The 21,329-nt window shown below is 70.8% G+C and carries 18 protein-coding genes; 8 read left to right on the forward strand and 10 right to left on the reverse strand.

The window, feature by feature from the left end; all coding sequences use genetic code 11:
- Positions 1 to 618: 618 nt before the first annotated feature.
- The 3 genes from IF54_RS0136415 (at position 619) to IF54_RS0136425 (ending at position 5,579) form a co-directional block, all read left to right on the forward strand.
- Complete coding sequence (locus IF54_RS0136415; RefSeq protein WP_030326775.1) at positions 619 to 1,770, forward strand: inositol-3-phosphate synthase; 1,152 nt, start codon at positions 619 to 621, stop codon at positions 1,768 to 1,770.
- A 315-nt stretch (positions 1,771 to 2,085) separates the two neighbouring features.
- Positions 2,086 to 3,249, forward strand: coding sequence for a sugar phosphate isomerase/epimerase family protein (locus tag IF54_RS0136420; protein WP_030326777.1), 1,164 nt, complete (start codon positions 2,086 to 2,088; stop codon positions 3,247 to 3,249).
- Between the two features lie 209 nt (positions 3,250 to 3,458).
- Positions 3,459 to 5,579 (forward strand): PQQ-dependent sugar dehydrogenase, encoded by a 2,121-nt coding sequence (locus tag IF54_RS0136425; protein ID WP_030326779.1) that lies wholly within the window; start codon positions 3,459 to 3,461, stop codon positions 5,577 to 5,579.
- Between the two features lie 70 nt (positions 5,580 to 5,649).
- Here the strand turns inward: IF54_RS0136425 and IF54_RS0136430 are convergent, their stop codons facing one another.
- From IF54_RS0136430 to IF54_RS0136440, 3 genes are all read right to left on the reverse strand, one after another.
- Positions 5,650 to 6,102, reverse strand: a complete 453-nt coding sequence (locus tag IF54_RS0136430; protein ID WP_030326781.1) for a DUF1569 domain-containing protein — start codon at positions 6,100 to 6,102, stop codon at positions 5,650 to 5,652.
- Between the two features lie 260 nt (positions 6,103 to 6,362).
- Entirely contained in the window at positions 6,363 to 6,920 is a 558-nt protein-coding gene (locus tag IF54_RS0136435; RefSeq protein ID WP_030326783.1) for a hypothetical protein, read from the reverse strand.
- Positions 6,921 to 7,050: 130 nt separating this feature from the next.
- Complete coding sequence (locus tag IF54_RS0136440) at positions 7,051 to 8,694, reverse strand: serine hydrolase (RefSeq protein WP_030326784.1); 1,644 nt, start codon at positions 8,692 to 8,694, stop codon at positions 7,051 to 7,053.
- A gap of 303 nt (positions 8,695 to 8,997) precedes the next feature.
- Between IF54_RS0136440 and IF54_RS0136445 the strand changes: the two genes are divergently transcribed.
- A complete protein-coding gene (locus IF54_RS0136445; RefSeq protein WP_030326785.1) occupies positions 8,998 to 9,660 on the forward strand; it encodes a hypothetical protein in 663 nt (220 codons plus the stop codon).
- An 86-nt stretch (positions 9,661 to 9,746) separates the two neighbouring features.
- Here IF54_RS0136445 and IF54_RS43735 read toward each other — a convergent pair whose 3' ends face one another.
- From IF54_RS43735 to IF54_RS0136475, 6 genes are all read right to left on the reverse strand, one after another.
- Positions 9,747 to 9,965 carry a hypothetical protein gene (locus IF54_RS43735; RefSeq protein WP_030326786.1) on the reverse strand — a complete coding sequence of 73 codons (219 nt, stop codon included), beginning with the start codon at positions 9,963 to 9,965 and terminating at the stop codon, positions 9,747 to 9,749.
- A gap of 461 nt (positions 9,966 to 10,426) precedes the next feature.
- Positions 10,427 to 11,593: a homoserine O-acetyltransferase MetX gene (metX, locus tag IF54_RS0136455; protein ID WP_199821292.1), complete on the reverse strand. Its 1,167-nt coding sequence runs from the start codon at positions 11,591 to 11,593 to the stop codon at positions 10,427 to 10,429.
- Positions 11,590 to 12,951: a bifunctional o-acetylhomoserine/o-acetylserine sulfhydrylase gene (locus tag IF54_RS0136460; RefSeq protein WP_078852237.1), complete on the reverse strand. Its 1,362-nt coding sequence runs from the start codon at positions 12,949 to 12,951 to the stop codon at positions 11,590 to 11,592. The genes metX and IF54_RS0136460 overlap by 4 nt, the downstream gene beginning before the upstream one ends.
- Positions 12,952 to 13,316: 365 nt before the next feature.
- A complete protein-coding gene (gene secD / locus IF54_RS0136465; protein ID WP_030326793.1) occupies positions 13,317 to 15,563 on the reverse strand; it encodes a protein translocase subunit SecD in 2,247 nt (748 codons plus the stop codon).
- Between the two features lie 535 nt (positions 15,564 to 16,098).
- Complete coding sequence (locus tag IF54_RS0136470; RefSeq protein WP_030326796.1) at positions 16,099 to 16,764, reverse strand: response regulator; 666 nt, start codon at positions 16,762 to 16,764, stop codon at positions 16,099 to 16,101.
- Entirely contained in the window at positions 16,761 to 17,711 is a 951-nt protein-coding gene (locus tag IF54_RS0136475) for a HAMP domain-containing sensor histidine kinase (protein WP_030326798.1), read from the reverse strand. Before IF54_RS0136475 ends, IF54_RS0136470 begins: the two co-directional genes overlap by 4 nt.
- 339 nt (positions 17,712 to 18,050) lie before the next feature.
- Here IF54_RS0136475 and IF54_RS0136480 point away from each other — a divergent pair, with 339 nt between their 5' ends.
- From IF54_RS0136480 to IF54_RS0136495, 4 genes are all read left to right on the forward strand, one after another.
- On the forward strand, positions 18,051 to 18,377 hold the full coding sequence (locus IF54_RS0136480) for a TraR/DksA family transcriptional regulator (RefSeq protein ID WP_030326800.1): 327 nt from the start codon (positions 18,051 to 18,053) through the stop codon (positions 18,375 to 18,377).
- A 166-nt stretch (positions 18,378 to 18,543) separates the two neighbouring features.
- A complete protein-coding gene (locus tag IF54_RS0136485; RefSeq protein WP_030326801.1) occupies positions 18,544 to 18,918 on the forward strand; it encodes a TraR/DksA family transcriptional regulator in 375 nt (124 codons plus the stop codon).
- Positions 18,915 to 19,763: a hypothetical protein gene (locus IF54_RS0136490; RefSeq protein WP_037821092.1), complete on the forward strand. Its 849-nt coding sequence runs from the start codon at positions 18,915 to 18,917 to the stop codon at positions 19,761 to 19,763. The genes IF54_RS0136485 and IF54_RS0136490 overlap by 4 nt, the downstream gene beginning before the upstream one ends.
- A 52-nt stretch (positions 19,764 to 19,815) precedes the next feature.
- Positions 19,816 to 20,436, forward strand: a complete 621-nt coding sequence (locus IF54_RS0136495; RefSeq protein ID WP_030326804.1) for a hypothetical protein — start codon at positions 19,816 to 19,818, stop codon at positions 20,434 to 20,436.
- A gap of 120 nt (positions 20,437 to 20,556) precedes the next feature.
- On the opposite strand, the gene IF54_RS0136500 is transcribed toward IF54_RS0136495, so the two are convergent.
- On the reverse strand, positions 20,557 to 21,117 hold the full coding sequence (locus IF54_RS0136500; RefSeq protein WP_030326805.1) for a DUF3291 domain-containing protein: 561 nt from the start codon (positions 21,115 to 21,117) through the stop codon (positions 20,557 to 20,559).
- Positions 21,118 to 21,329: the final 212 nt, after the last annotated feature.

Raw genomic sequence — 21,329 nt, forward strand, 5'->3', positions numbered from 1 at the left:
GACCGGCTCCAGGGCGCGCCGGAGGCGTTGAAGAGCCTCAAGCGGTACGACTTCGAGGCCCCGTCGGCCTCCTTCGACGCAGCATTCGGAGGCGGCGAGAACTGGGCCGCCCATCTCAGGAACGTGAACCGGGCGTGCTGCTGACAAACCGTTACAACGCGGTCACCGGGTCGATTCGGGCTGCCTCGCCTGGCCTTTGTCCTGATTCTGGAAGAAGTTCGCCGTTTCGCTGCGCAAGGGGTTCCGGCCAAGGACGAACGGGGCTACGGTCCCTTCGAGCACAGGAACCACACGGTGGTTCGCACCTGACGACGCGTTGAGGCCGTACGGCGCACCCTCGTTCGACCGACCCACGAAGAACGACCCCGCCAGACCCCGCAGACCCCGCACACCCGCAGACCTCGCACAGCACAGGGCCAACAGCCCCAAGGCACCCGCATCTCGGACCGGCGGCTCCTCGCCGCCCCGTACACCGCAGCCGCGTCCACCACCACGGAGCAGCCCTCCGCACCGCGGCCGAAGCCGTCCCCATGCCGACGGTGGGCGAGAGGCCCCGACGAGCCCTCGCCGACCGTCCTCCAACCGCACCGGACCATCGACATGGCAGGGAGGCAGCCCGTGAACAACGACGGGAACGCATCGAAGCCCGGGACCGCCGGGACCACCGCACGTACCGGTGTCTGGTTCGTCGGAGCCCGCGGATCGGTCGCCACCACCGCCGTCGCCGGATGCGCGGCCGTCGCCGCCGGACTGCACCCGCCGACAGGCATGGTCACCGAGACCGCGCCCTTCGACGGCGCCGGCCTGCCGCCCCTGACCTCACTCGTCTTCGGCGGCCACGACACCGTCCACTCCCCGCTGCCCAAGCGGGCCGAACACCTCACCGAAGCGGGCGTCCTGCCGCACGGACTCGCTCCCGCCGTTCGCGCCGAACTCCAGGCCGCGGACGAGGAGATACGGCTCGGCGGCCCGCTTCCCGACGACCCGCGAAGCGACGAGGAACTCATCGCGGACTTCGCGGCCGACCTCACCTCGTTCCGTGGGCGCAACGCACTGGCCCGGGTGGTCGTCGTCAACGTCTCCTCCACCGAGCCGCTCCCGGCGCCGAACGCCGTACGGCTGCCGCCCAGCTCCCTGTACGCGGCCGCCGCCGTGCGAGCCGGCTGCCCCTACGTCAACTTCACGCCGTCCACCGGGCTGCGCACCCCGGCCCTCACGGAAGCCGCCGCAGCCCGGGCGCTGCCGCACGCCGGCCGGGACGGCAAGACCGGCCAGACCCTGCTGCGCGCCGTGCTCGCCCCGATGTTCGTCCAGCGGGCCCTCGACGTCCGCGCCTGGTCCGGCACCAACCTGCTGGGTGGCGGTGACGGGGCCGCCCTGGCCGACCCGGCCGCCGCGGCGGCGAAGAACGCCGGGAAGGAACGCGTCCTGGCCGACACGCTCGGCCACACACCTCAGGGCGAGGTGCACATCGACGACGTACCCGCGCTCGGTGACTGGAAGACCGCCTGGGACCACATCGCCTTCGACGGCTTCCTCGGTACGCGGATGATCCTCCAGACCACCTGGCAGGGCTGCGACTCGGCCCTGGCCGCGCCCCTCGTGCTCGACCTGGCCCGCCTCGTCGCCCGCGCCCACGAAGCGGGCCTGTCCGGCCCGCTGCCGCAACTGGGCTTCTACTTCAAGGATCCCGACGGGGGACCGGCGGGTCTCTCGGAGCAGTTCACCGCCCTGCTGTCCTTCGCCGACCGCCTGCGGGAGGCACCGTGACGCGCCCCTTCCGGCCACCGGCCGCCCCGCGACAAGCGCCGACTGCATCGCCGTAGAGCGATGGTCCCCCTCGGTCCACCACCTCTTCGGCCATCACCTCCCCGGCCCGTCACTCCTCGATGCGGCCTCCCCTCCCGAGCGACGACCGCTGTCCGCTCGCCTGTTCTCCACCCCCCTTCTCCACCCGCGCAGTACCAGGCCGTGCAGCGGCCACCGAAGTGAAGTCACTTCTCCCGCGGCTCGCCGGCCCCGCCCGAGGCGGAGACGGGAGCCGCGAGGCACCCGCAGCAACGCGACGACGAAAGTGAGAACCCTGTGACCGCGTTCAACGACGAAGCCGTCACCGGCGACGCCCTGCGCCGCACCCTCGGCGTCAGCCGCCGCCGCTTCCTCAGCACCTGCACGGCCGTCACCGGGGCGGCGATCGCGGCCCCGGTCTTCGGCGCCGGCCCCGCCCTGGCGCAGGACAGAGCACAGGCCGGCGGCCACGACCACGGCCGTTCCGCCCTGGTCCCGCCGCACAAGCGCGGCATCATCCTCTACACCGTCAGGGACGCGATAGCCCGGGACCCGCTCACCACGGACCTGCCCTCCGGCTTCCGCGAGGTGTTCAAGCAACTGTCGCGCTTCGGCTACCGCCAAGTGGAGTTCGCCGGATACGGCCAGCACGCCAACGCAGCCGGTGGCGCCGACCTGGGCACGGTCCAGGGCGCGAAGCTCCTGCGCTCCTGGCTCGACGAGTACGGCCTTCGGGCACAGGGCAGCCACGGCTACATCCCGCCGTCGTGGCCCCTCACGGCGGCGGACCGGGACACCTTCAAGCAGTGGCTGGAGATCGCCAACATCATCGGTATGGACCACATGGGGACCGGCGCCGACCCCACCAACACGGCCTACCGGGCGGACTGGGACGTCGCCGCGGAGAAGTGGAACACGCTGGGCGCCATCGCCTGCCGTGAGGGCATCAAACTCTACACCCACAACCACGACGCCGCCTACGACTTCCTGCTCGACGGCGGCCCGCTCGACGCTCAGGGACGGCCGACGCGCAGTTCCGGCATCCGCAAGCTGGAGTACTTCCTGAAGGTGACCGACCGCAAGAGCGTCTACCTGGAGCTGGACGTCTTCTGGGCGCACGTGGCCCAGTACAAGTTCCACACCTACACCGCCCACGACGGCTCCCAGCGCGAGAACGTCTTCGACCCGGCCGCGCTCGTCCAGCGCAACAGCGCCCGTTTCCCGCTCTTCCACGCCAAGGACGGTGTCGTCAACCCGCAGAGCGGTATGGGCTACGACATGGTGCCGTTCGGCACGGGTGACATCGACTACCGGCGCTTCTTCACCCGGGTGGGAGCGAAGAACTACCGCAACCCGATGGTCGAGCAGGACAACGCGCCCAGCACGACCGTGCCCGGCCAGTCCCTGGACTTCGCCCGCATCGGCTACCAGAACCTGGCGGCCCTGCGAGCCCGCCCCTGACGAAGCACCCTTCTTCCACCGCTCCCTGACGAAGCGTCACGCGGTGGTCCGTCGCTGACGCAGGGTCATGCGACCACTCACCAGGCGCGCTTGGCCGTCCGACGTGCAGAGCGCGCCTGGCTCTTGATCCGCCTCCAACCCGCAGCGGCCGGCCGGCCCTGCGAACCCGCTTCGCGGCCGGCCGGCAGACCAGACCGAAGGAGTTCTGAGTGCGCACCAGACGGATCGTCACCCTCCTAGGGGCCGCCACCCTGGCCGGAGCCGTCGGGCTCCTGCCGCTCACCCCGGCGCAGGCCGCCAAACCGGACCCCGCTCCGCCGGCCGCGTCGGACTTCCAGAAGGTCACCCTCAACGACCGCCCCGGCGAGCCCATGGCCCTCGCCGTTCTCCCCGACCGCCGGGTGCTGCACACGGCACGCACCGGTGAGGTCCGCATCCACGACCCCAAGAGCGGCGTGAACTTCCTCGCCGCCGACATGAAGAAGAGCCCGGCGGGGCTCTACCAGCACGACGAAGAGGGTGTGCAGGGCATCGCCGTGGACCCCGGCTTCGCCAAGAACCACTGGGTGTACCTCTACTACTCGCCCCGCCTCGACACCCCCATGGACGACCCGGCCACCCCGGGGGTCAACGAAGGGGATGCACCTCAGTTCGGCACGGACGCGGACTTCGCGAAGTACAAGGGCGTCACCCGCCTGTCGCGGTTCAAACTCGTGGGCAACAAGCTCGACTTCGCCACCGAGCAGAAGGTCATCGACGTACCGGCCGACCGCGGCATCTGCTGTCACGTCGGCGGAAAGATCGACTTCGACCGCAAGGGCACCCTGTTCCTGTCGACCGGCGACGACTCCAACCCGTTCTCCTCCGACGGCTACGCCCCGCTCGACGACCGCGCCGACCGCAACCCGGCCTACGACGCCCGGCGCACCGCGGGCAACACCAACGACCTGCGCGGCAAGGTCCTGCGTATCCAGGTCAAGCCCGGCGGCGGATACCGGATACCGCACGGCAACCTCTTCGCCCCGGGCACCCCGAAGACCCGTCCCGAGATCTACGCCATGGGCCTGCGCAACCCGTTCCGTTTCGGAGTGGACGAGAAGACCGGCGAGGTCTATGTGGGCGACTACTCGCCCGACGCCAACGCCGCCAACCCGAACCGCGGTCCCGCCGGCCAGGGCCGCTGGATGGTCATCGACCGCCCCGCCAACTACGGCTGGCCCTTCTGCGTGACCCAGGACCAGCCCTACCAGGACTACGACTTCGCCACCCAGACCTCCAGCGGCGCCTTCAACTGCGCGAAGCCGGTCAACGACTCGCGCCACAACACCGGCCGTAGCGAGCTGCCTCCGGTCGAGAACGCGGAGATCGTCTACGGCTACGGCGCCACCCCGGACTTCCCCGAACTCGGCACGGGCGGCATCGGCCCCATGGGCGGCCCGGTCTACCAGTACGACAAGGGCAACAAGGCCCAGAACCGGTGGCCCCAGTACTTCGACGGCAAGCCGCTCTTCTACGAGTGGACCCGCGACCAGATGAAGGCCATCACCCTCGGCAAGAAGAACGAGGTCCTCAAGATCGAGGACGCGATCCCCACGATCAAGACGGACGGCCCGATCGACGCCGAGTTCGGCCCCGACGGCGCCCTGTACGTCCTCGAATACGGCACCGGCTACTTCGCGGAACTGCCCGAGGCCCAGCTCTCCCGCATCGACTTCACGCGCGGAAACCGCACCCCGGAGCCCAAGGTGGCAGCCGACGTGGTCAACGGCACCACCCCGCTGACCGTCCAGTTCTCCAGCGCCGGCACGACGGACGCCGACGGCGACGCCCTGCGCTACGCCTGGGACTTCGACGCGAACGGCACGGTCGACTCCAGGGAGGCGAACCCGAAGCACACGTTCACCGAGAACGCCGTCTACGACGCCACGCTGAAGGTCACCGACAGCACCGGGCGTTCGGCCTCCGCGTCGGTTCCGGTCGTGGTCGGCAACAAGGCACCGGTCGTCGCGCTCACCACCGACCCGGCCCCGCACGGCGGCACCCCGTTCCACTGGGGTGACACGGTCACCTGGCAGGTCACCGTCACCGACGACCAGCCGGTGGACTGTGCGAAGGTCAGCGTGTCGTTCATCCTCGGCCACGACACGCACGGGCACCCGCTGTCGACGAGCAACGGCTGCTCCGGGTCGTTCAAGACCTTCGTGGACGGCGGTCACTCCGGTTCGGACAACCTCAAGGCGGTCTTCAACGCCACCTACACCGACACACCCCCGGCCGGCCTGCCGTCCCTCTCGGGCAGTGCCGAGGTCGCTCTGACCCCGGCCGACTGACCGGCGACGACGACACCAGACGGGGCGCCGCTGGGGGGCGCCCCGTCTGTCGTACGTCCGTGGCCTGCTGTCAGCTCTTCGCCAGTCCGGGCAGGTGCTCGGCCAGGTGCATGGCGTGGAGCTGCGCGAACTCCTCGTGCGTGCAGTCTCCGTAGGCGGGATGGGTGGCGTGCGCTCCGGTGTGGCCGGAGAACAGGGCCACCGCCTCGGCGAGACCGGCTGCCGCGTCGGACACCGGTAGATCCTGGTCCAGCGGCGGCGCCCCCTCGATCTCCGCACCGAGCGGATGCTTCATGGCACCTCTGCGCAGGAAGACCTGCTTGGCGAGTCGCCCTGCGGTGGCCCGGAACAGCGCGGGCTTGAGCACGGGGTATCCGGTCACGGAGTAACGGATGGTCTGGGCGCAGTGCTGAACCGTCTGGGAAAGGTTCCAGGTGCTGCCGGGCGCCAGGATCTCGCGTTCGGAGCGGGCGTCGTGCTGGGAGAGCGGCTTTATCAGCTGCTCGAGGTCGGGGGAGTGCATGGCGGGAGCTTACGCGGCGGTGATCGAACGGACGGCCCGTGCCGTGGCGGTGATCGAGGCCGTCGTCCGGCTTGAGGGCTTGGTCGCGGGGCCGACGTTGACACCGTGCCCATCTCTCCATCTGCCGATTGGCGTTCATGCCCCTTCACCCGAACTGAACGGTCTCGTTCGGTAAGCGCGGCGACGTGCGGGCCGCACTCGTGCAGATCACCCGGACCGGCCGGACGGCGATCCGTCAGGCGACCCTGGGCCCACTCGGCTCAGTGGACGCAGATCCGCTCCACGGCGTCGTCGATGGCCGCGGTCTGGGCCGCGGTGGGTACGACCGGAGCCCGTCCCTCTCGGCGGGCGTTGCGTACGGTCACGAACAGCAGCGGCGTCTCAGGCGGCGGGAGAGGCAGCTGGCAGTAGACGTTGAGACGCGTGTGCAGGACGAGGGCGCGACCCGGCGGCAGAACGGCGACCGGGACGGGCCGGATCTGGAGGAAGCCGTCGTAGCCCTGTCTCGATCCCGTGAGCGTCACGGCGGAGGCTGATGCGATGCGGATGGTGACGCCGAAATCGAGGCTGGAGCCCTGCGGCATCTGCACGCCCGTGATCCGGACGGTGGTGGCGGCGACCGGGTCGGGCGGTGGGGGCGGGGGGCGCGTGGCCGCGACGTAGCCGAGGACCGCGCCCAGGGCGACAGCGCAGGACGCCACCGCGATCGTCACCTGGGTGCGGCGCGACAACGCCCGCCAGCGCTCCCCGAGCAGCGGACGGTCCGCGCCGACGTTCTCGACGACGTCCCTGCCCTGGTCCTCGGGCTGAGTCACCATGTCCGGAGCGTAAAGGTGCCGCCGGGTGATGGGTACCGGTCGGACAGTCCCGTCTCAGCTCGGCGCTTGGGGAGCTGCCTGACCGCCCGAGTCGAGCGCATGGCCCACCGGTGTCTCGTCTTCGGCGACCTCAGTCGCTCCTGGTGAAAGTGCCGAGGCCGGTCGTGTTGAGGTTCTCGACCCGGACCTTGTCGGCGCGTCCGCCGGAGCCGACGGTGAACGTCACGCCGGACAGGCCGACGGCGTTTTCGCCGGTGGTGCGGTAGCTGAAGGTGTCGCCGTCGTAGTGGGTCAGGACGAACCGTTGCTTCTTGGGCCCGAGCTGCATGGTGAGTTTGTTGCCCTGGGCGATGACGGTCAACGGGCCGTAGTACTCATTGGCGTATGTCCCGGTGTAGGCGCTGTTCGCCCTGGCGGGTGCGGGCGAGGCCGGCGGCTTGCTGTAGTCGACCTTCGAGCGTTCGCCCTGGAGGGTCTGCTGGAAGATCGACCCGAGGAACTTCAGCCAGTCGACGGTCGGGCCGCCCGTCTGCGCGGTGTCGAGGAAGGTGGTGGAGATCGCCTCGGGCACACCGATCGGCTCGCCGTTGGTCAGGACGACGATGCCGAGCTTCTCCGAGGGCAGCAAGGCGACGTTGGTGGCCGCCCCCAGCGCGAAGCCGCCGGAGTGGCCGAGCTTCAGCCTGCCCTGGTCGTCGTAGCTCACGTTCCAGCCGAGCCCGTAGAACCCTGCGCGGCCCGCGGGCGAGTGCGGCGGCTCCGAGACGATGTGCGGCAGGTGCGTCTCCTCCAGGGCGTCGGCGTCGACGACCTTGCGCCCCTCGAACTTTCCGTTGCCCAATTGCAGGCGCAGCCACTTCGTCATGTCCCGGACCGTGGAGCTGGCCCCGCCCGCCGGACTCTGGGCGTCCGGTTGGCGCACGTACGTGGCCTGCCAGGTGCCGTCGGTCTTCACGTGCAGGACGGCCTTGTCGCTCGCCTTCTCGTAGTCGGCGAACGAGGAGCTGGTGGAGTTCATCCCCAGCGGCCGGTACACCTTGTCGGCGGACAGCTTCTCCCAGCTGGTCCCCGCCGCCCGCGCGGTGGCGACGGCGGCTTCGGTCAGCCCGAAGTTGGTGTACGCGTAGTGGGCCCGGAAGGGGGCCAGCGGTTCGTAGCGCAGGTGGTCCAGGATGTAGGAGCGGTCGTAGCCGAGGTCTTCCAGGAGGTCTCCGGCGTGGTCGGGCAGTCCGCTGCGATGCGAGAACAGGTCGGCCAGCGTGACGTGGCGGCTGACCCACGGGTCCTTCAGCGCGAAGCCGGGGGTGTACTTGACGACCGGGTCGTCCCAGCCGACGGTCTTCTCACCCACGGCCGCGGCGACCACGGTGGAGGCGAGGGGCTTGGAGACCGAGGCGAGCTGGAAGACCGTGTCCGCTCCGACCCGGTCCTTCGTGCCCACCTTCCGCGTGCCGAACCCCTTGAGGTACATCACCTTGTCGTCGTACACCACGCCCACGGCCACTCCGGGCACACCGGTGCGGCGCATGGCGTCCTGTACGACGCCGTCCAGTTGGTTCACCGCGGTCTCGACCTTGGCCCGGGTGAGCTGTGACGGTGGCTGGGCGGGTGGGACCGTGGGCAGCGGCGACTTGGTGGCGGCCGCGCGGGCGACGGCGGCGGTGTCGGCATCGGCCTGAGTGCAGCCGACGGCCAGCGCCGCCACCAGGCCCAGTGCCGCGGCGGAGCGAAGGGGCCGGTGGCATGCGCTGTCGAGTGGGGACATGACGTCCATGAGATCCCCCTCGCCGACACCTGTCGCGGCTGGGCGGACCGTTCGGGGGATCAGGTGTACGCCGTCACGCCGCCCGCTGAAGTGCGAGAACGCCGTCTCCGGCGGCCGTTTCCTTCTGGGGCCGACGGACTCGAGGTCAGGAAGCCAGGATCGGGAGCCGGTCCTTCTTGAGTGCTCTCCGGGGTGGTGGTCCACCCGGTGACCCGCCTGGGGGCGCAGGCGATGGCCCACCCATCCCGCACGCGATCATGACCGGTGCGGCACAATCGCGCTTCACTGGCGGGCGACGGAGAGGGTGGGGACGTGGGGCGTCTTGGCTGGTGGTCCCGGCGTAAGGGCATAAAGAACGAACCGGCACTCCTGGCCGCGGCCGCCGAGAACCCTGGAGGCAGCGTCGCCGAGATCGACCAGGCGTACGTCGACGACCCGAACGGCTACGTGCCTCCCGAGGCGATCCGCGGCGTGTGGGTGGTGGACGACAACGGGAAACTGACGGGTGAGTACCGGGCGAATCCCCGTCACGGGGCACCCCAGGACGACTTCGGCAAGCTCACGGATCCTGATCACTGGCTGGGCTGGCTCGGCGACGACCCGGCGACCGCCGTCCGCAAGGGCGTCGAGGAGTCCCTGCGTGCTCAGGTGGCGGACGCGGTGGTCGAGTGGGTCAAGATCACTGAGACGCCCCGGTTTCTCACGGGCGGGCGTCGGCATTCCGAGGACGCAGAGCTCATGCTGGTCACCCGCGCGGCACTCGCGGCACCGTTCGCGTTGTCCGTGCGCACCGCACAGCACGGCCGCTCCGTCCTCCTGGGAGTGTTCTCCTGGGCGGCGGTGAACCTCTCAGCGTCCGGCGACCGCAAGGACCGGCACTGGTTCGACCTGGATGTCGACCTGGACTGGGCTGGTGAGCGTCTTCAGGAACGGATCTATGAGATCGACGGCGAGGGCAGCGCTCCCGGGCGATAGAACACCGAGACCCGGAGCGGGTGGCCAAGCTGAGGGAGCACCCGCGGCGATGGGACGTCAGCCCATCGAGCCGGGCGCCCAACCGTTCACGCGTCCCACAGACGGACCACGCCCTCGGCGAGCTCAAGGAACTGCCTGGTCCTCGCGTGATGGTGGGTGGGGGAGATCCCGGGGACAGCCCCCAGGAGTTCCCCCTGTTCCGGATCCCAGATCGACAGACTGCTCGCCCCGCTGCTGAAGAGCCGCGTGCCGTCGCTGAAGAACGGGCCGACCGGGCCCTCGAACGCGTGGAGTTCCACGGCCATCCGGTGCTCGCCGGGCGGAGTCGATCCAGGTCGCGGAGTGAATCAGTAGTACGTACGGTCGCACACGTCGAGCCGGCTCTGGCCGTCCTCGGACATGGTGGTAGCCGTCGTTCTCCAGGCCCAGCATGATCTCACCGGTCCGCAGATCGAGCAGCTCTCCGAACCGGCCGGAGTCGTTGACCACCGCGGCGAACCTGCCGTCGTGCGAGGCGTGCAGGTGCCTGCGCAGCTGACGGCCGTCGAATGGGTCGTGGTCGGGTTCATCCGGGACGGTGGTGCTCGCGACTGCCGGTCGCCACGTCCCGACGGCCGATCGTGCCGTCATGCGATTCCGCGCCCCATCTCGCATGGTTGGACACACAGTCATCGTCTGCAAGGGCGAGCTCGCCGTGCACGCCGGTCAATGGGCCGCGGGGTCGCGGGGCCGACCGGCGTGTCCCCGTGCAAGGTGGTCCGGTGCATCAGGCGCTGCCGGCCACCGTCGTTGTAAGCAACTCCCTTATGAGCGAAGCGACTTGCTCCACCTCGATCAGGAAGCCGTCATGGCCGTAGGGGGATTCGATCAGGCGGAGATCGTCGGCTGAGGGGATGCCCGCGGCCAACTGCGCCTGCTGCGACGGCGGATAGAGGCGGTCGGAGTCGACGCCGGCCACCAGCGTGGGGGCCGTCACCCGGCGCAGCGCGGCGCGCAGGCCGCCGCGGTCCCTGCCGGCGTCGTGACTGTTCATGGCCTCGGACAGGACGACGTAGCTGCCGGCGTCGAAGCGGCGCACCAACTTGGTTGCGTGATGGTCGAGATAGGACTCGACCTGGTACCGGCCGCCCCTCCAGGGTTCCTCCGTGGCCTGGGGCGTGCGGCCGAAGCGGGCGGCGAGTTCCGGCTCGCTGCGGTAGCTGACGTGCGCCAGCCGTCGGGCCAGGCCGAGCCCTGTGTGGGGCCCGCGGCCGGTGTCGTGGTAGTCGCCGCCCTGCCAGTGCGGATCGGAACGGATGGCGTGCACCTGGATGCCGGACAGGGCGATCTGCTCGGCGCTCGCCGCAGCCGTCGTCGCGAGCAGCAGGAGAGCACCCGTGCGCTGCGGGTGCGCCACGGCCCACTCCAGTGCCCGCATCCCGCCCATCGAGCCGCCCACCACCAGCGCCCAACGGTCGATCCCCAGCGCGTCGGCCAGGCCGGTCTCGGCCGCGACCTGGTCGCGCTGGGTCAGGAAGGGGAAGCCGCCGCCCCAGGGGCGGCCGCCCGCGGCGAGGGAGGACGGCCCGGTACTGCCCTGGCAGCCGCCGAGAACGTTCGGTGCCACGACGAACCAGCGGTCCGTGTCCAGCGCCCGCCCCGGCCCGATGAGACCGTCCCACCAGCCGGGCGTCGGGTGCCCCGGACCGGCGGGGCCGGCGACGTGGCTGTCCCCGGTGAGGGCGTGCAGGACGAGAACGGCGTTGGAGGCGTCCGGCAACAGCCGTCCCCACGTCTCGAACGCCAGCCGTACGGCGGGCAGTTCACCACCGGCCTCCAAGGAGAGCGGCTTCTCGCCGGCGTACCACTGGCGCCGCCCGGGCGGGTCCCCCTCCCGCCAGGCCCCGGTGGCCGGCGGGAGGGGGACCTCGGAAGGCGTCAGTACGGTGTTCAGGACGCGCCCTTGGCCGCGCGGAACCCCGCCTCAAGGTCGGCCTTGAGGTCGGCGAGGTTCTCGATGCCGACCGACAGCCGAACCAGCCCGGGGGAGGTGCCGGTGGCCGCCAACTGCGCCTCGTCGAGCTGGCTGTGGGTGGTGGACGCCGGATGGATGATGAGGCTGCGGACGTCGCCGATGTTGGCGAGATGGCTGAACAGCTCGACGGCGTCCACGAACCGCCTGCCCGCCTCGACACCGTCCCGCAGCTCGAACGAGACGATGGCACCGGCACCGCGCGGCAGGTACTTCTGCCCCGCCTCGTACCAGCGGCTGGACTCAAGTCCCGGATAGTGGACGGCCGCGACCTCGTCCCGCTGCTCCAGCCACTGGGCCAGCGCCAGGGCGTTCGAGGAGTGCCGCTCGATGCGCAGGCTCAGCGTCTCCACGCCCTGGAGCAGCAGGAACGCGGAGTGCGGGGAGAGCGCCGGGCCGAGGTCACGCAGCAGCTGTACCCGGAGCTTGATGGCGAAGGCGCCGGGCCCGAGGGCGGGCCAGTACTGGAGGCCGTGGTAGCTGGGGTCGGGCTCGGTGAAGTCGGGGAAGCGGTCGGCGTGGGCGCCGAAGTCGAAGGTGCCGCCGTCCACCACGACACCCGCGATCGCGGTGCCGTGACCGCCGAGGAACTTGGTCGCCGAGTGCACGACGACGTCGGCCCCGTGCTCAAGGGGCCGCAGCAGGTACGGGGTCGGGACCGTGTTGTCCACGATCAGCGGCACCCCGGCCTCGTGCGCCACGTCCGCGACCGCCCGCACGTCGAGCACGTTGCCGCGCGGGTTGCCCAGCGTCTCGGCGAACAGCGCCTTGGTGTTCGGCCGGATCGCCGCCCGCCAGGCGTCGGAGTCGTCGGGGTCGTCGACGAAGGACACCTCGATGCCGAACTTGGGCAGCGTGTGCCGGAACAGGTTGTAGGTGCCGCCGTACAGGGAGGTGCTGGAGACGACGTGGTCACCCGCGCTCGCGAGCGTCAGGATCGCGAGGGTCTCCGCGGCCTGCCCGGAGGAGAGCGCGACGGCTGCGACTCCGCCTTCCAGGGCGGCGATCCGCTGCTCGAAGACATCCTGCGTGGGGTTGTGGATGCGGGTGTAGATGTTGCCGGGCTCGGCCAGCGAGAACAGGTCGGCGGCGTGCTGGGTGTCGCGGAAGACGAACGAGGTCGTCTGGTAGATGGGCGTGGCACGGGCGCCGGTCGTCGGATCGGGTGCCGCTCCGGCGTGGATCTGCTTGGTCTCGAACGACCAGGCGGAGGTGTCGGGTCCTGCGGGTGTCTCGTCGGGGGTGTGGCCGGCGGTGACGGAGTCGAGGGGCTGGCTCATCGTGTTGCTCCCGGTGCAGAGGGTGAGGGTGCGACGGCGTGAGGGAACCGCGGCGTGGCGGACCGCGCCCAAGAAGTGGGCTGCGGTCAGCGCGAAACGGAGAGAGTGAGAAAGATGCTGCTCAGAAGCCGGAGCGCGGCGTCAGCTCGCGGCGTGACAACCCGTGGTGGTGACACGCACGTAGTCCACGTGGCGGCGGGTCACAAGCACGGTCATGGAGCCAGGTAACCACAACGACGGTTGCGTGGCAGCGGCATGAGCAGGATGTCTCACGTCGTGGGACGGGTCGAGAGATGGTTCGCCGAACTCCTGGGAGCCGGAGCCACGTTCGGGCCGGTTCCCAGCAGTCCTGCGCTCGGGGACGATCATCGCGACTGTGGGGACGCGGGGGGTTGCGAGGATGTCCGCCGGTGCAGTTCCACGGCCAGGGGTGTGGCGGTGAACATCGAGGAGCAGGTGCCCACCGCGAGACCGATGAGGAGTGCCAGGGCGAAGTCGGTCAGGGTGTCGCCGCCCAAAACGGCCAGCGAGGTGAGGATGAACGCGGCGCCCATTCCGGTGTTGACGGTGCGGGGCAAGGTCTGGAGCAATGCCAGGTTGGCGACACGGGCGAAGGGCAGTCCCCGGTCCCCGCGGCCGAGTTCCCTGATGCGGTCGAAGACGACGACGGAGTCGTTGACCGAGTAGCCGATGACGGTCAGCAGCGCGGCCAGGAAGACGCCGTCGATGCTCTTGCCGAGCCAGGCGAAGACACCGACGAGGATCACGACGTCGTGGGCCAGGGCGGCGACCGCGGAGGTTCCCAGCAGCCAGCGGAAACGGGCCGCGAGGTAGACGAGCTGGGCGCCGAGGGCGACGGCCAGGGCCACGACGGCGCCTCGGCGCAGTTCCTCGCCGAGGCTGGGACCGATGGCTTCGTCACGGACCTTGTCGGCTCGCTCCGTCAGATTGGCGACGGTCTCGGTGACAGCGGCCGCCTGCGTGTTGTCCAGGTGGTGCGTGCGGACGGTGAGCCGGTTCTCGCCGGAGGTCTGGACGACGGCCTGCGGGAATCCCGCGTCGGCGAGCGCGGTGCGGGCCCGGCCGGGGTCGACGGGCGTGTCCGTGCTGTATTCGATGAGCCGGCCGCCGGTGAACTCGACGCCGAAGTCGAGACCTCGTGCGGCGATGCCGGAGGCGGCCAGGACGAGCGCGGCCGCGGAGACGGCCAGCCAGCGGCGCGGGTGCCGCATCAGGTCCGGGTTCCTACGGCTGAGACGGTCGCGGACGGCGCCGGTGTGCGCGATGCCCGTCAGCCGGGGACGCCGGCGCAGTCGAGGACCGGCGACGCTGAACTCGGCCAGGGCACGCGTGATGACCAGCGCGCTCACCATGGACGCCAGGACGCCTATGCCCAGCGTGACGCCGAACCCGCGCACGGGCCCGGAGGCCAGGAAGAAGAGCAGACCGGCCGCGATGAGGGTGGTGATGTTGGAGTCGGCGATCGCGCTGAACGCCTTGCGGAATCCTGCGTTCAGCGACGACCGCGGGGTGCGGCGGGGCCCCGAGGCGTACTCCTCACGGGCACGTTCGAACACGAGCACGTTGGCGTCGACGGCCATACCGATGGCCAGCACGAATCCGGCGAGGCCGGGCAGCGTGAGGGTGGCTCCGAGGGCGGCGAGGGCGGCGTACGAGATGAGGCCGTAGGAGAGGAGTGCCACGGTCGCCAGGAACCCCACGAGCCGGTAGACGCCGATGATGAACAGCGCGGTCAGCGCGGTGCCGATGACGGCCGCCCATGCGCTGGCGGTGATGGCTTCGGAGCCCAGGGTGGGGCCGACGGTGCGCTGCTCGATCGTCTCCACCGGCACCGGTAGTGCGCCGCCGCTGATGAGCAGGGCGAGCTCCTTGGCTTCGCTGTCGTCGAATGAACCGGTGATCTGTGTGGAGCCGCCGGCGATGCCGGAGCGGCAGGCGACGGAGGGGTCGACCTGTGGGGAAGAGATGATCTTGTCGTCGAGGACGATGGCGACCCGGCGACCCGGGTCCCCCGCAGGGTGGCAGGCCGCCTCGCCGGTCAGCCGGGCCCACCCCTTCTCGCCCGCGCCCTTGAAGTCGACGGTGACGTGCCATCCGCCGCCCTGGGGATCGAAGCGGGCGGCTGCCTTCTCGACGTCCTTGCCGGTCAGCGCGGCCGGCTCGAGGTGCAGCGACTGCCCGGACTCGTCCGGCAGCTCCTTCCCGCGGGGGCGTTTGGGCAGTTGTTCGGGGGAGTCGTCGGTGCCGCGTACCGGGTGGAAGGCGAGCTGGGCGGTGCGGCCGAGGACGTCGGCCGCCTTGCGGGGATCCTGGAGTCCGGGGAGTTCGACGATGATCCGGTCGCTGCCGGAGCGGGTGATCGAGGGTTCGGCGACACCCAGGGCGTCGACCCGGCCGCGCAGCACCTCCACCGTGCGGTCCGTGGCCTCGCCGTCCGCCTCGCCGGCGGTCGTGGGTCGGGTCTCCAGCACGATCTGGGTGCCGCCTCGCAGATCGAGTCCGAGGTGGACGGGCACGGTGAGCGCGACGTACAGGGAAAGGGCGACAGCGGCGAGGGCGATCAGTCCTCTGACGCGTGTGGGTCGGTTCACAGGGGCCTCCGGCGAGCACACCGCGGCCGGGACGGTGGCCGCGGGCGGGGAAGGAAAGGACAGATTTCAGATGCCGGAGGGGGAGGGCGGCGCCCGTCCGTCGTGAGGGAATGCCTCAAGTGCGGGCGGGCCCGCCGTTGTTGCCATGGGCCGCGTGGGCTGGAGCAGAAGGGGGGCCGCAAGGGGCGTCGGACACGGGGCGGACGCCGGGGGTGCATGGCGTTCGCCGGTGACATCCCCCTGACCGCGCACGGCGGGGGAGACCGCTGGTTCTGCGGCTTCCACACGGGCTTGGACGGAGGCTGGTTCGGCTCCGGCCGCGAGCACCGGGCTGCTTGCTGTACGGCTGTGCGCATCGCCCGGGAGGGCCGGGCCGAGCAGGGTGAGGGCGGCGGCGAGCAGGACGGCCCATACGGCAGCAGCCGCCCCCGGGTTCCGCGTGCGCGAAACGCCGTACGCGGAACGGGCCATCCCTGCTCCTCCCTCCCTGTCCGAGGTGTCGTAGTGGTAGAACTGCCCCTGCCGTCCGGCCTGTTCAGGCCTCGATGAGTCCGGCGCGGATCGCATAGCGGGTGAGTTGCAGACGGTCGCGCATGCCGAGCTTGTGCAGCAGGTTCTCCCGGTGCCGGTGGACGGTCTTGATGCTGATGAAGAGCAGCTCGGCGATCTCCTTGGAGGAGTGGCCCTCGGCCACCAGCTTGAGGACCTCCTCCTCGCGCGGGGTCAGCACCTGCTCGGGCGGTTCCTCGCCGTCGCGGACCCGGTCGAGGTAGGTGCGGATCAGGGCGGTGACCGCGCCCGGATACAGGAAGGGCTCGTCGCGCATGGCAGCTCGACAGGCCGCCACCAGATCGCGGTCGGCCACCGACTTCAGCACGTATCCGTCGGCTCCGGCCCTGAGCGCCTGGAAGAAGTACTGCTCGTTGTCGTGCATCGTCAGCATCAGTACGCGCAGGCCGGGGTTGCGTGCGACGAGTTCGCGGGTGGCCTGGAGACCGGTCATCCGGGGCATGGCGATGTCCAGCACCGCCAGGTCGATCTCGTGGGTGCGGGCCAGTTCGACGGCCTCGGCCCCGTCGCCCGCCTCGGCGACGACCTCGAGGTCGGGTTCCCGGTCGAGGATGAGCCGCACACCGCGTCGTACCAGAGCGTGGTCGTCGGCGAGGAGGATGCGGATCACGGGGGTGTGGGGCGTGGTCATGGCTGCTTCCTGAGGGGCACGGCGAGCCGGACCTCGGTACCGGCCCGCGGCTGGGAGGTGACGTCGAGCGTGGCTCCGACGAGCAGAGCCCGCTCCCGCATGCCGCGCATACCGGCGCCTTCGGGGGCGGCCTGGGTACCGCGGCCGTCGTCCGAGACGGTCAGCACCACCGTCTCGCCGCTGTGCCGCAGGCTCACCTCGACCTTGTCGGCCCCGGCGTGGCGAGCCGCGTTGGTCAGGGCCTCCTGGGCGACGCGGTAGAGCACGAGTTCCGTCTGCTGGTCCAGCGCGGGCAGACCGGTGTCGAAGCGGCGCACCACACGCAACGCCACGTGCGTGGCGAACTCACCGGTCAGCGCGGTCAGGGCGCTGACCAGGCCGAGGTCCTCGAGCACGCCCGGCCGTAGCCGGCGCACCAGACGCCGCACCTCGTCCAGACTGCCCCGGGTGATCTCCTGCATCTGCCGCAGCTCACCGCGCAACGGCTCGTCCGCCTCGTCGGCGGCCCGCTCCAGCGACAGCAGGACCGCCGTCATGCTCTGGCCCACCTCGTCGTGCAGTTCCTGCGCGATGCGACGCCGTTCCGCCTCCTGGGCGGAGAGGGCGCGGGCGCTGCTGGACGCACGTTCGTGTTCGAGGCGTTCGAGCATGGCGTTGAAGGTGCGGATCAGTTCGGCGGTCTGACCGTGGCCGCCCTCCGGCAGACGCTGCCCGGGCCGCAGCAGATCGACCGTGGCCATGAGCCGCGTGAGCCGGTCGAGCGGGGCCAGGCCGATCCGCAGCAGGGCCGCGTTGGCGACCAGCATGACGACCAGACCGCCCACGAGGATGACCGCCTCGGTGAGCAGCACCGGCACGGAGACGGTGACCGGAGCCCACAGCAGCAGCGCGGTGGCGCTTCCGAGCACGACCGCGTTGAGGGCGAAGATCCGCCAGAACAGGGACACCGCGACGTCGCCTTTCTCCGTGTGACGCGGTCTGTCCGCACCGTCGGTCACCGCATGATCCGGGCGTGAGCTGTGTCAGCTGTTTCCTGCCCGGCCAACTGCCCAGGCTGCCCGCTGCCGCTCCGGCTGTCGATGGGTGCCAGTCCCCATTTCCCGGGCCCCGACCCGCCCCCGTGCCGATGGACCCCGTGCCGGGCCAGAGATGGGTATCGCGCCCGATGGGCTTCACGCGGCGTCTCGGCCACGGTGGAGACACGAACTCGGCGCCCCGAAGGAGCGAGCAGGGCGCCCGGACGGCGCCGCCCTTCGGCTGCCTCCCCACGGAAAGAAGGATCTGCCATGTCCCTCGACGTGCCCCGTGCCGAAACCCGTCGTGAGCGGTTGACGGCCCACGAGGTTCTTCAGCGCCTCGAACACGAACGCACCTCCCGGCTCACCCAGCTGCGGGTGATCGAGGAGAGCCGGGCCGGCGCGGAGGACCAGGTGACCGCCGCGCAGAGGGACACCGTCCGGCGGGTCCTCGCAGAGGTGGAGGCGGCCGTCGCCCGCCTCGGCGACGGCAGCTACGGCGTCTGCGGCGGCTGTTCCCGGCCGATCCCCGTGGAGCGCCTGGAGATCCTGCCCTACACGCGGTTCTGCGTGCCCTGCCAGCGGAAGGCCGGCTGACGAGGGGCCGTCGGACCCGCCGAACCCCAACGTGCCCTGTCCGTGGGCCCCTTGGGCTTGCCCGGTCCGTCGGACCCGTCGGACTTCCCTACCGGTCGGACCCGCTGGACTTTCCTGTCCGTCGGACCCGCTGGACTTTCCTGTTCCGTTCCGCACAGGGGGTGACTTGGTGAACCACCGGATCATCGACGACCAGAACACCGAGCTGTCGGCCGAGGACCTCGCCGCACTCCGCGAGAACCTGCACGAGCAACGCCGGTTCCGCCAGGAGCAACTGCACCAGCTCTCGGCCGCCGCCGCGTCCCGTGCCGACGCGCTGCCCGCCCGCCGCTCCGCCGCCCAGCTCGAAGTGAGTGTCAAGCTCGCGGCCTCCGCGCGTCTGGTCCTGGCCGACGTGGAGGCCGCCCTCACCCGCATGGACCTGGGTCACTACGGCACCTGCCACCTGTGCCGCGGGCCGATCGCCCGAGTACGACTGCTGATCGTGCCGCAGGCCCGCTTCTGCGCGCGCTGCCAACAGGTCAAGGAGGCAGGCCGATGAGCACCCTGGCCAAGCGCCGACCCACACCGCCCCGGCACCGCTCATGGCCCTGGTGCCGACACTGTTCCGGCATCGCCCTCGACCTGGGCAGCACCCGCACCCGCGTCTGGACGTCCGGACGGCGCACGATCCTCGACGTGCCCACGGTCACCTTTCCGGCATCACCGGGCGAGGGCGCCACCTGCCCCATCCAGCGCGGGACCATCGTGGACACGCCCGGAACGGCCCGGCTCCTCGACCGGCTGCTCGCCCCACGCCTGCCCCGCCACGGCCGTCCCCTGCTCATCCTGACCACGCCCGTCCTCGGCGGCGTCACCTACCGTGCCGAGGCCCGCACCGCGGTCGAGGTGCTGCGTCCCCGCACCGTCCTGACCGTCCCCACCCCACGTGCGGTGGCCGTGGCCGCGGAAGCCGACCTGGCCCGCCCGCTGCTCGTCGTGGACCTCGGCGCCCACCTCACCGAGGTGACGCTTCTCGTCGACGGCGCGGTGACCGACGCTCGCCGCACCGCCCTGGGCACCAGCGACCTGGACGACCTCACCCCGCCCACCCGGATCACCGAAGCGGTGGTCGCCATGGTGACCGGCATGCTGGACCAGGACCACACTCCCCACACACTGCGCGCCCTGCGCCGAGGGACACTTCTCGCCGGAGGGGGTGCCCTGCGAGCAGACATCACCCGTCCTCTCGCCGAAGGGCTTCGGGCTCCGGTCCAGCCGGTCCGCGCCCCCCACACCGCGGCAGTCCGCGGTGCCGCGAGACTCCTGCAAGCGGCGCACGCCCACCCCTCCTCCATCCAAGCCTCCGACGCCCCGCAGCACCGCCGCCTTCACGGGGCGCTGTAAGCACACGGCGAGGTCGGCGCGCGCTTGCGCCGAGGACGAAAGGAGAAACACCGTGGCTCGCGCCACACCTCCAGAACACCCTGCCGAGGATCTCCCTCGGGTCCTGCTGTGGCGATGGCGGCGCAACCCCCTGCGCCGGGGCACGGATCTCGCCCAGGCCTGGATCGGTCTCGGCCTCTTCCTGGCCGTGCTGGCAGCCCTTCCGGCCGCCATGATCCTGGTCGGCGACACGGCTCACACCCACTGGACGAAAACCGCCCGGCACGAGATGGCGACGCGGTACGACATCCCCGCAGTCCTGGTTCACGATGCCCCCCGTCACCCGGAGCCGGGTTCGGACGAGGCGGAGAAGGCCCTGTACCCGGCCACCGTCCGCTTCACCGACCCCCGAGGACACACCCGCACGGCCGAGACCGACGTCCAACCCGGTCTCACCGCGGGGAGTGCCGTCCGCGTGTGGGTCACCGCCGGGGGAGAGTTCACGGACGCTCCCCTGAGCACCGAACAGGTCCGCGATCGCGCCGTGGGCTGCGCCGTCCTGGCAGCCCTGTCCGTGGGCCTCCTCGGCGCGGCCGCCTACGCGTACGCCGACCACCGGCTGGAACGGCACAACCTGGCGCGGTGGGACGCGGCTTGGGCACGGATCGCGCCGCGGTGGACTGCGTCCCGCTGACGCGGTGGACTGCGTCCCGCTGACGCGGTGGACTGCGTCCCGCTGACGCGGTGGACTGCGTCCGGCTGGCGCGGTGGACCGGGAGATCGTCGGAACGTACGCGGGTGTGGTGCTGTGGAGTCACGCCGCCGGAGGTACGGGCTGGCGCCCGCTGCCCTCGCTCCCGCCGGGCGTTCCGTCCGGCGCGAAGGCGTGCGGGTAGGCGAAGCCGTGCGACGCGGAACCGTGCTCGTGGAGGTGTTCCAGCCTGGAGACCCCGTCCTGCCAGGTAGGTGTCACCTCGCCGGAGACCCACCAGAACACGTGACTCGGATGCCCCGTCCTGTCGAACCAGTTGTGACGCCGGTTCAGCGCCGCGCGGTGCAGGCCGCTGTAGATGGCGTCGCAGGCGGACCGCAGGTCGGTCCAGAGCGAGAGCGTCGCGGCCAGGGCGATGTCCTCCACGGTACGGCCCTTGCTGTACCAGTTCGGTACGACGAACTCTCCCCACACACCCCAGTCCAGGTCGAAGTGCGAGCCGGTTCCGCCTTCAGTGACTTCGGCGTGCGCCAGATATCCAGGGTGCTGACTGATCTGCTGGTAGACGGGCCCGGCGCTGTCGTGGAACTCGCGGGTGAGCGGTGCGGGATCAGCCAGGGGTGACTTCAGGACACCGAATGTGTACAGCGCAAGATGGGGCATGCGTCTCTCCCTGATCAGGGTGTCATCGCGGGTGGCTCAGCCGGAAGGAACTCCTGTGCGACCGTGGGCGATCGCCGAGGACCAGGTGAAGCTAGCCGCTCCGGCAGACCATGTCCAAGTTGCGTTTTTCGTGCTCAAGTGGCCTCCCACTACCGGCGGTTGCGCTGCTGGGGGAGGACAGATCACCTCAGCTGGTAGAAGGAGGCACTCAA

Source organism: Streptomyces sp. NRRL B-3229 (assembly GCF_000719505.1).
In the GTDB taxonomy this organism is placed as follows: domain Bacteria; phylum Actinomycetota; class Actinomycetes; order Streptomycetales; family Streptomycetaceae; genus Streptomyces; species Streptomyces griseorubiginosus.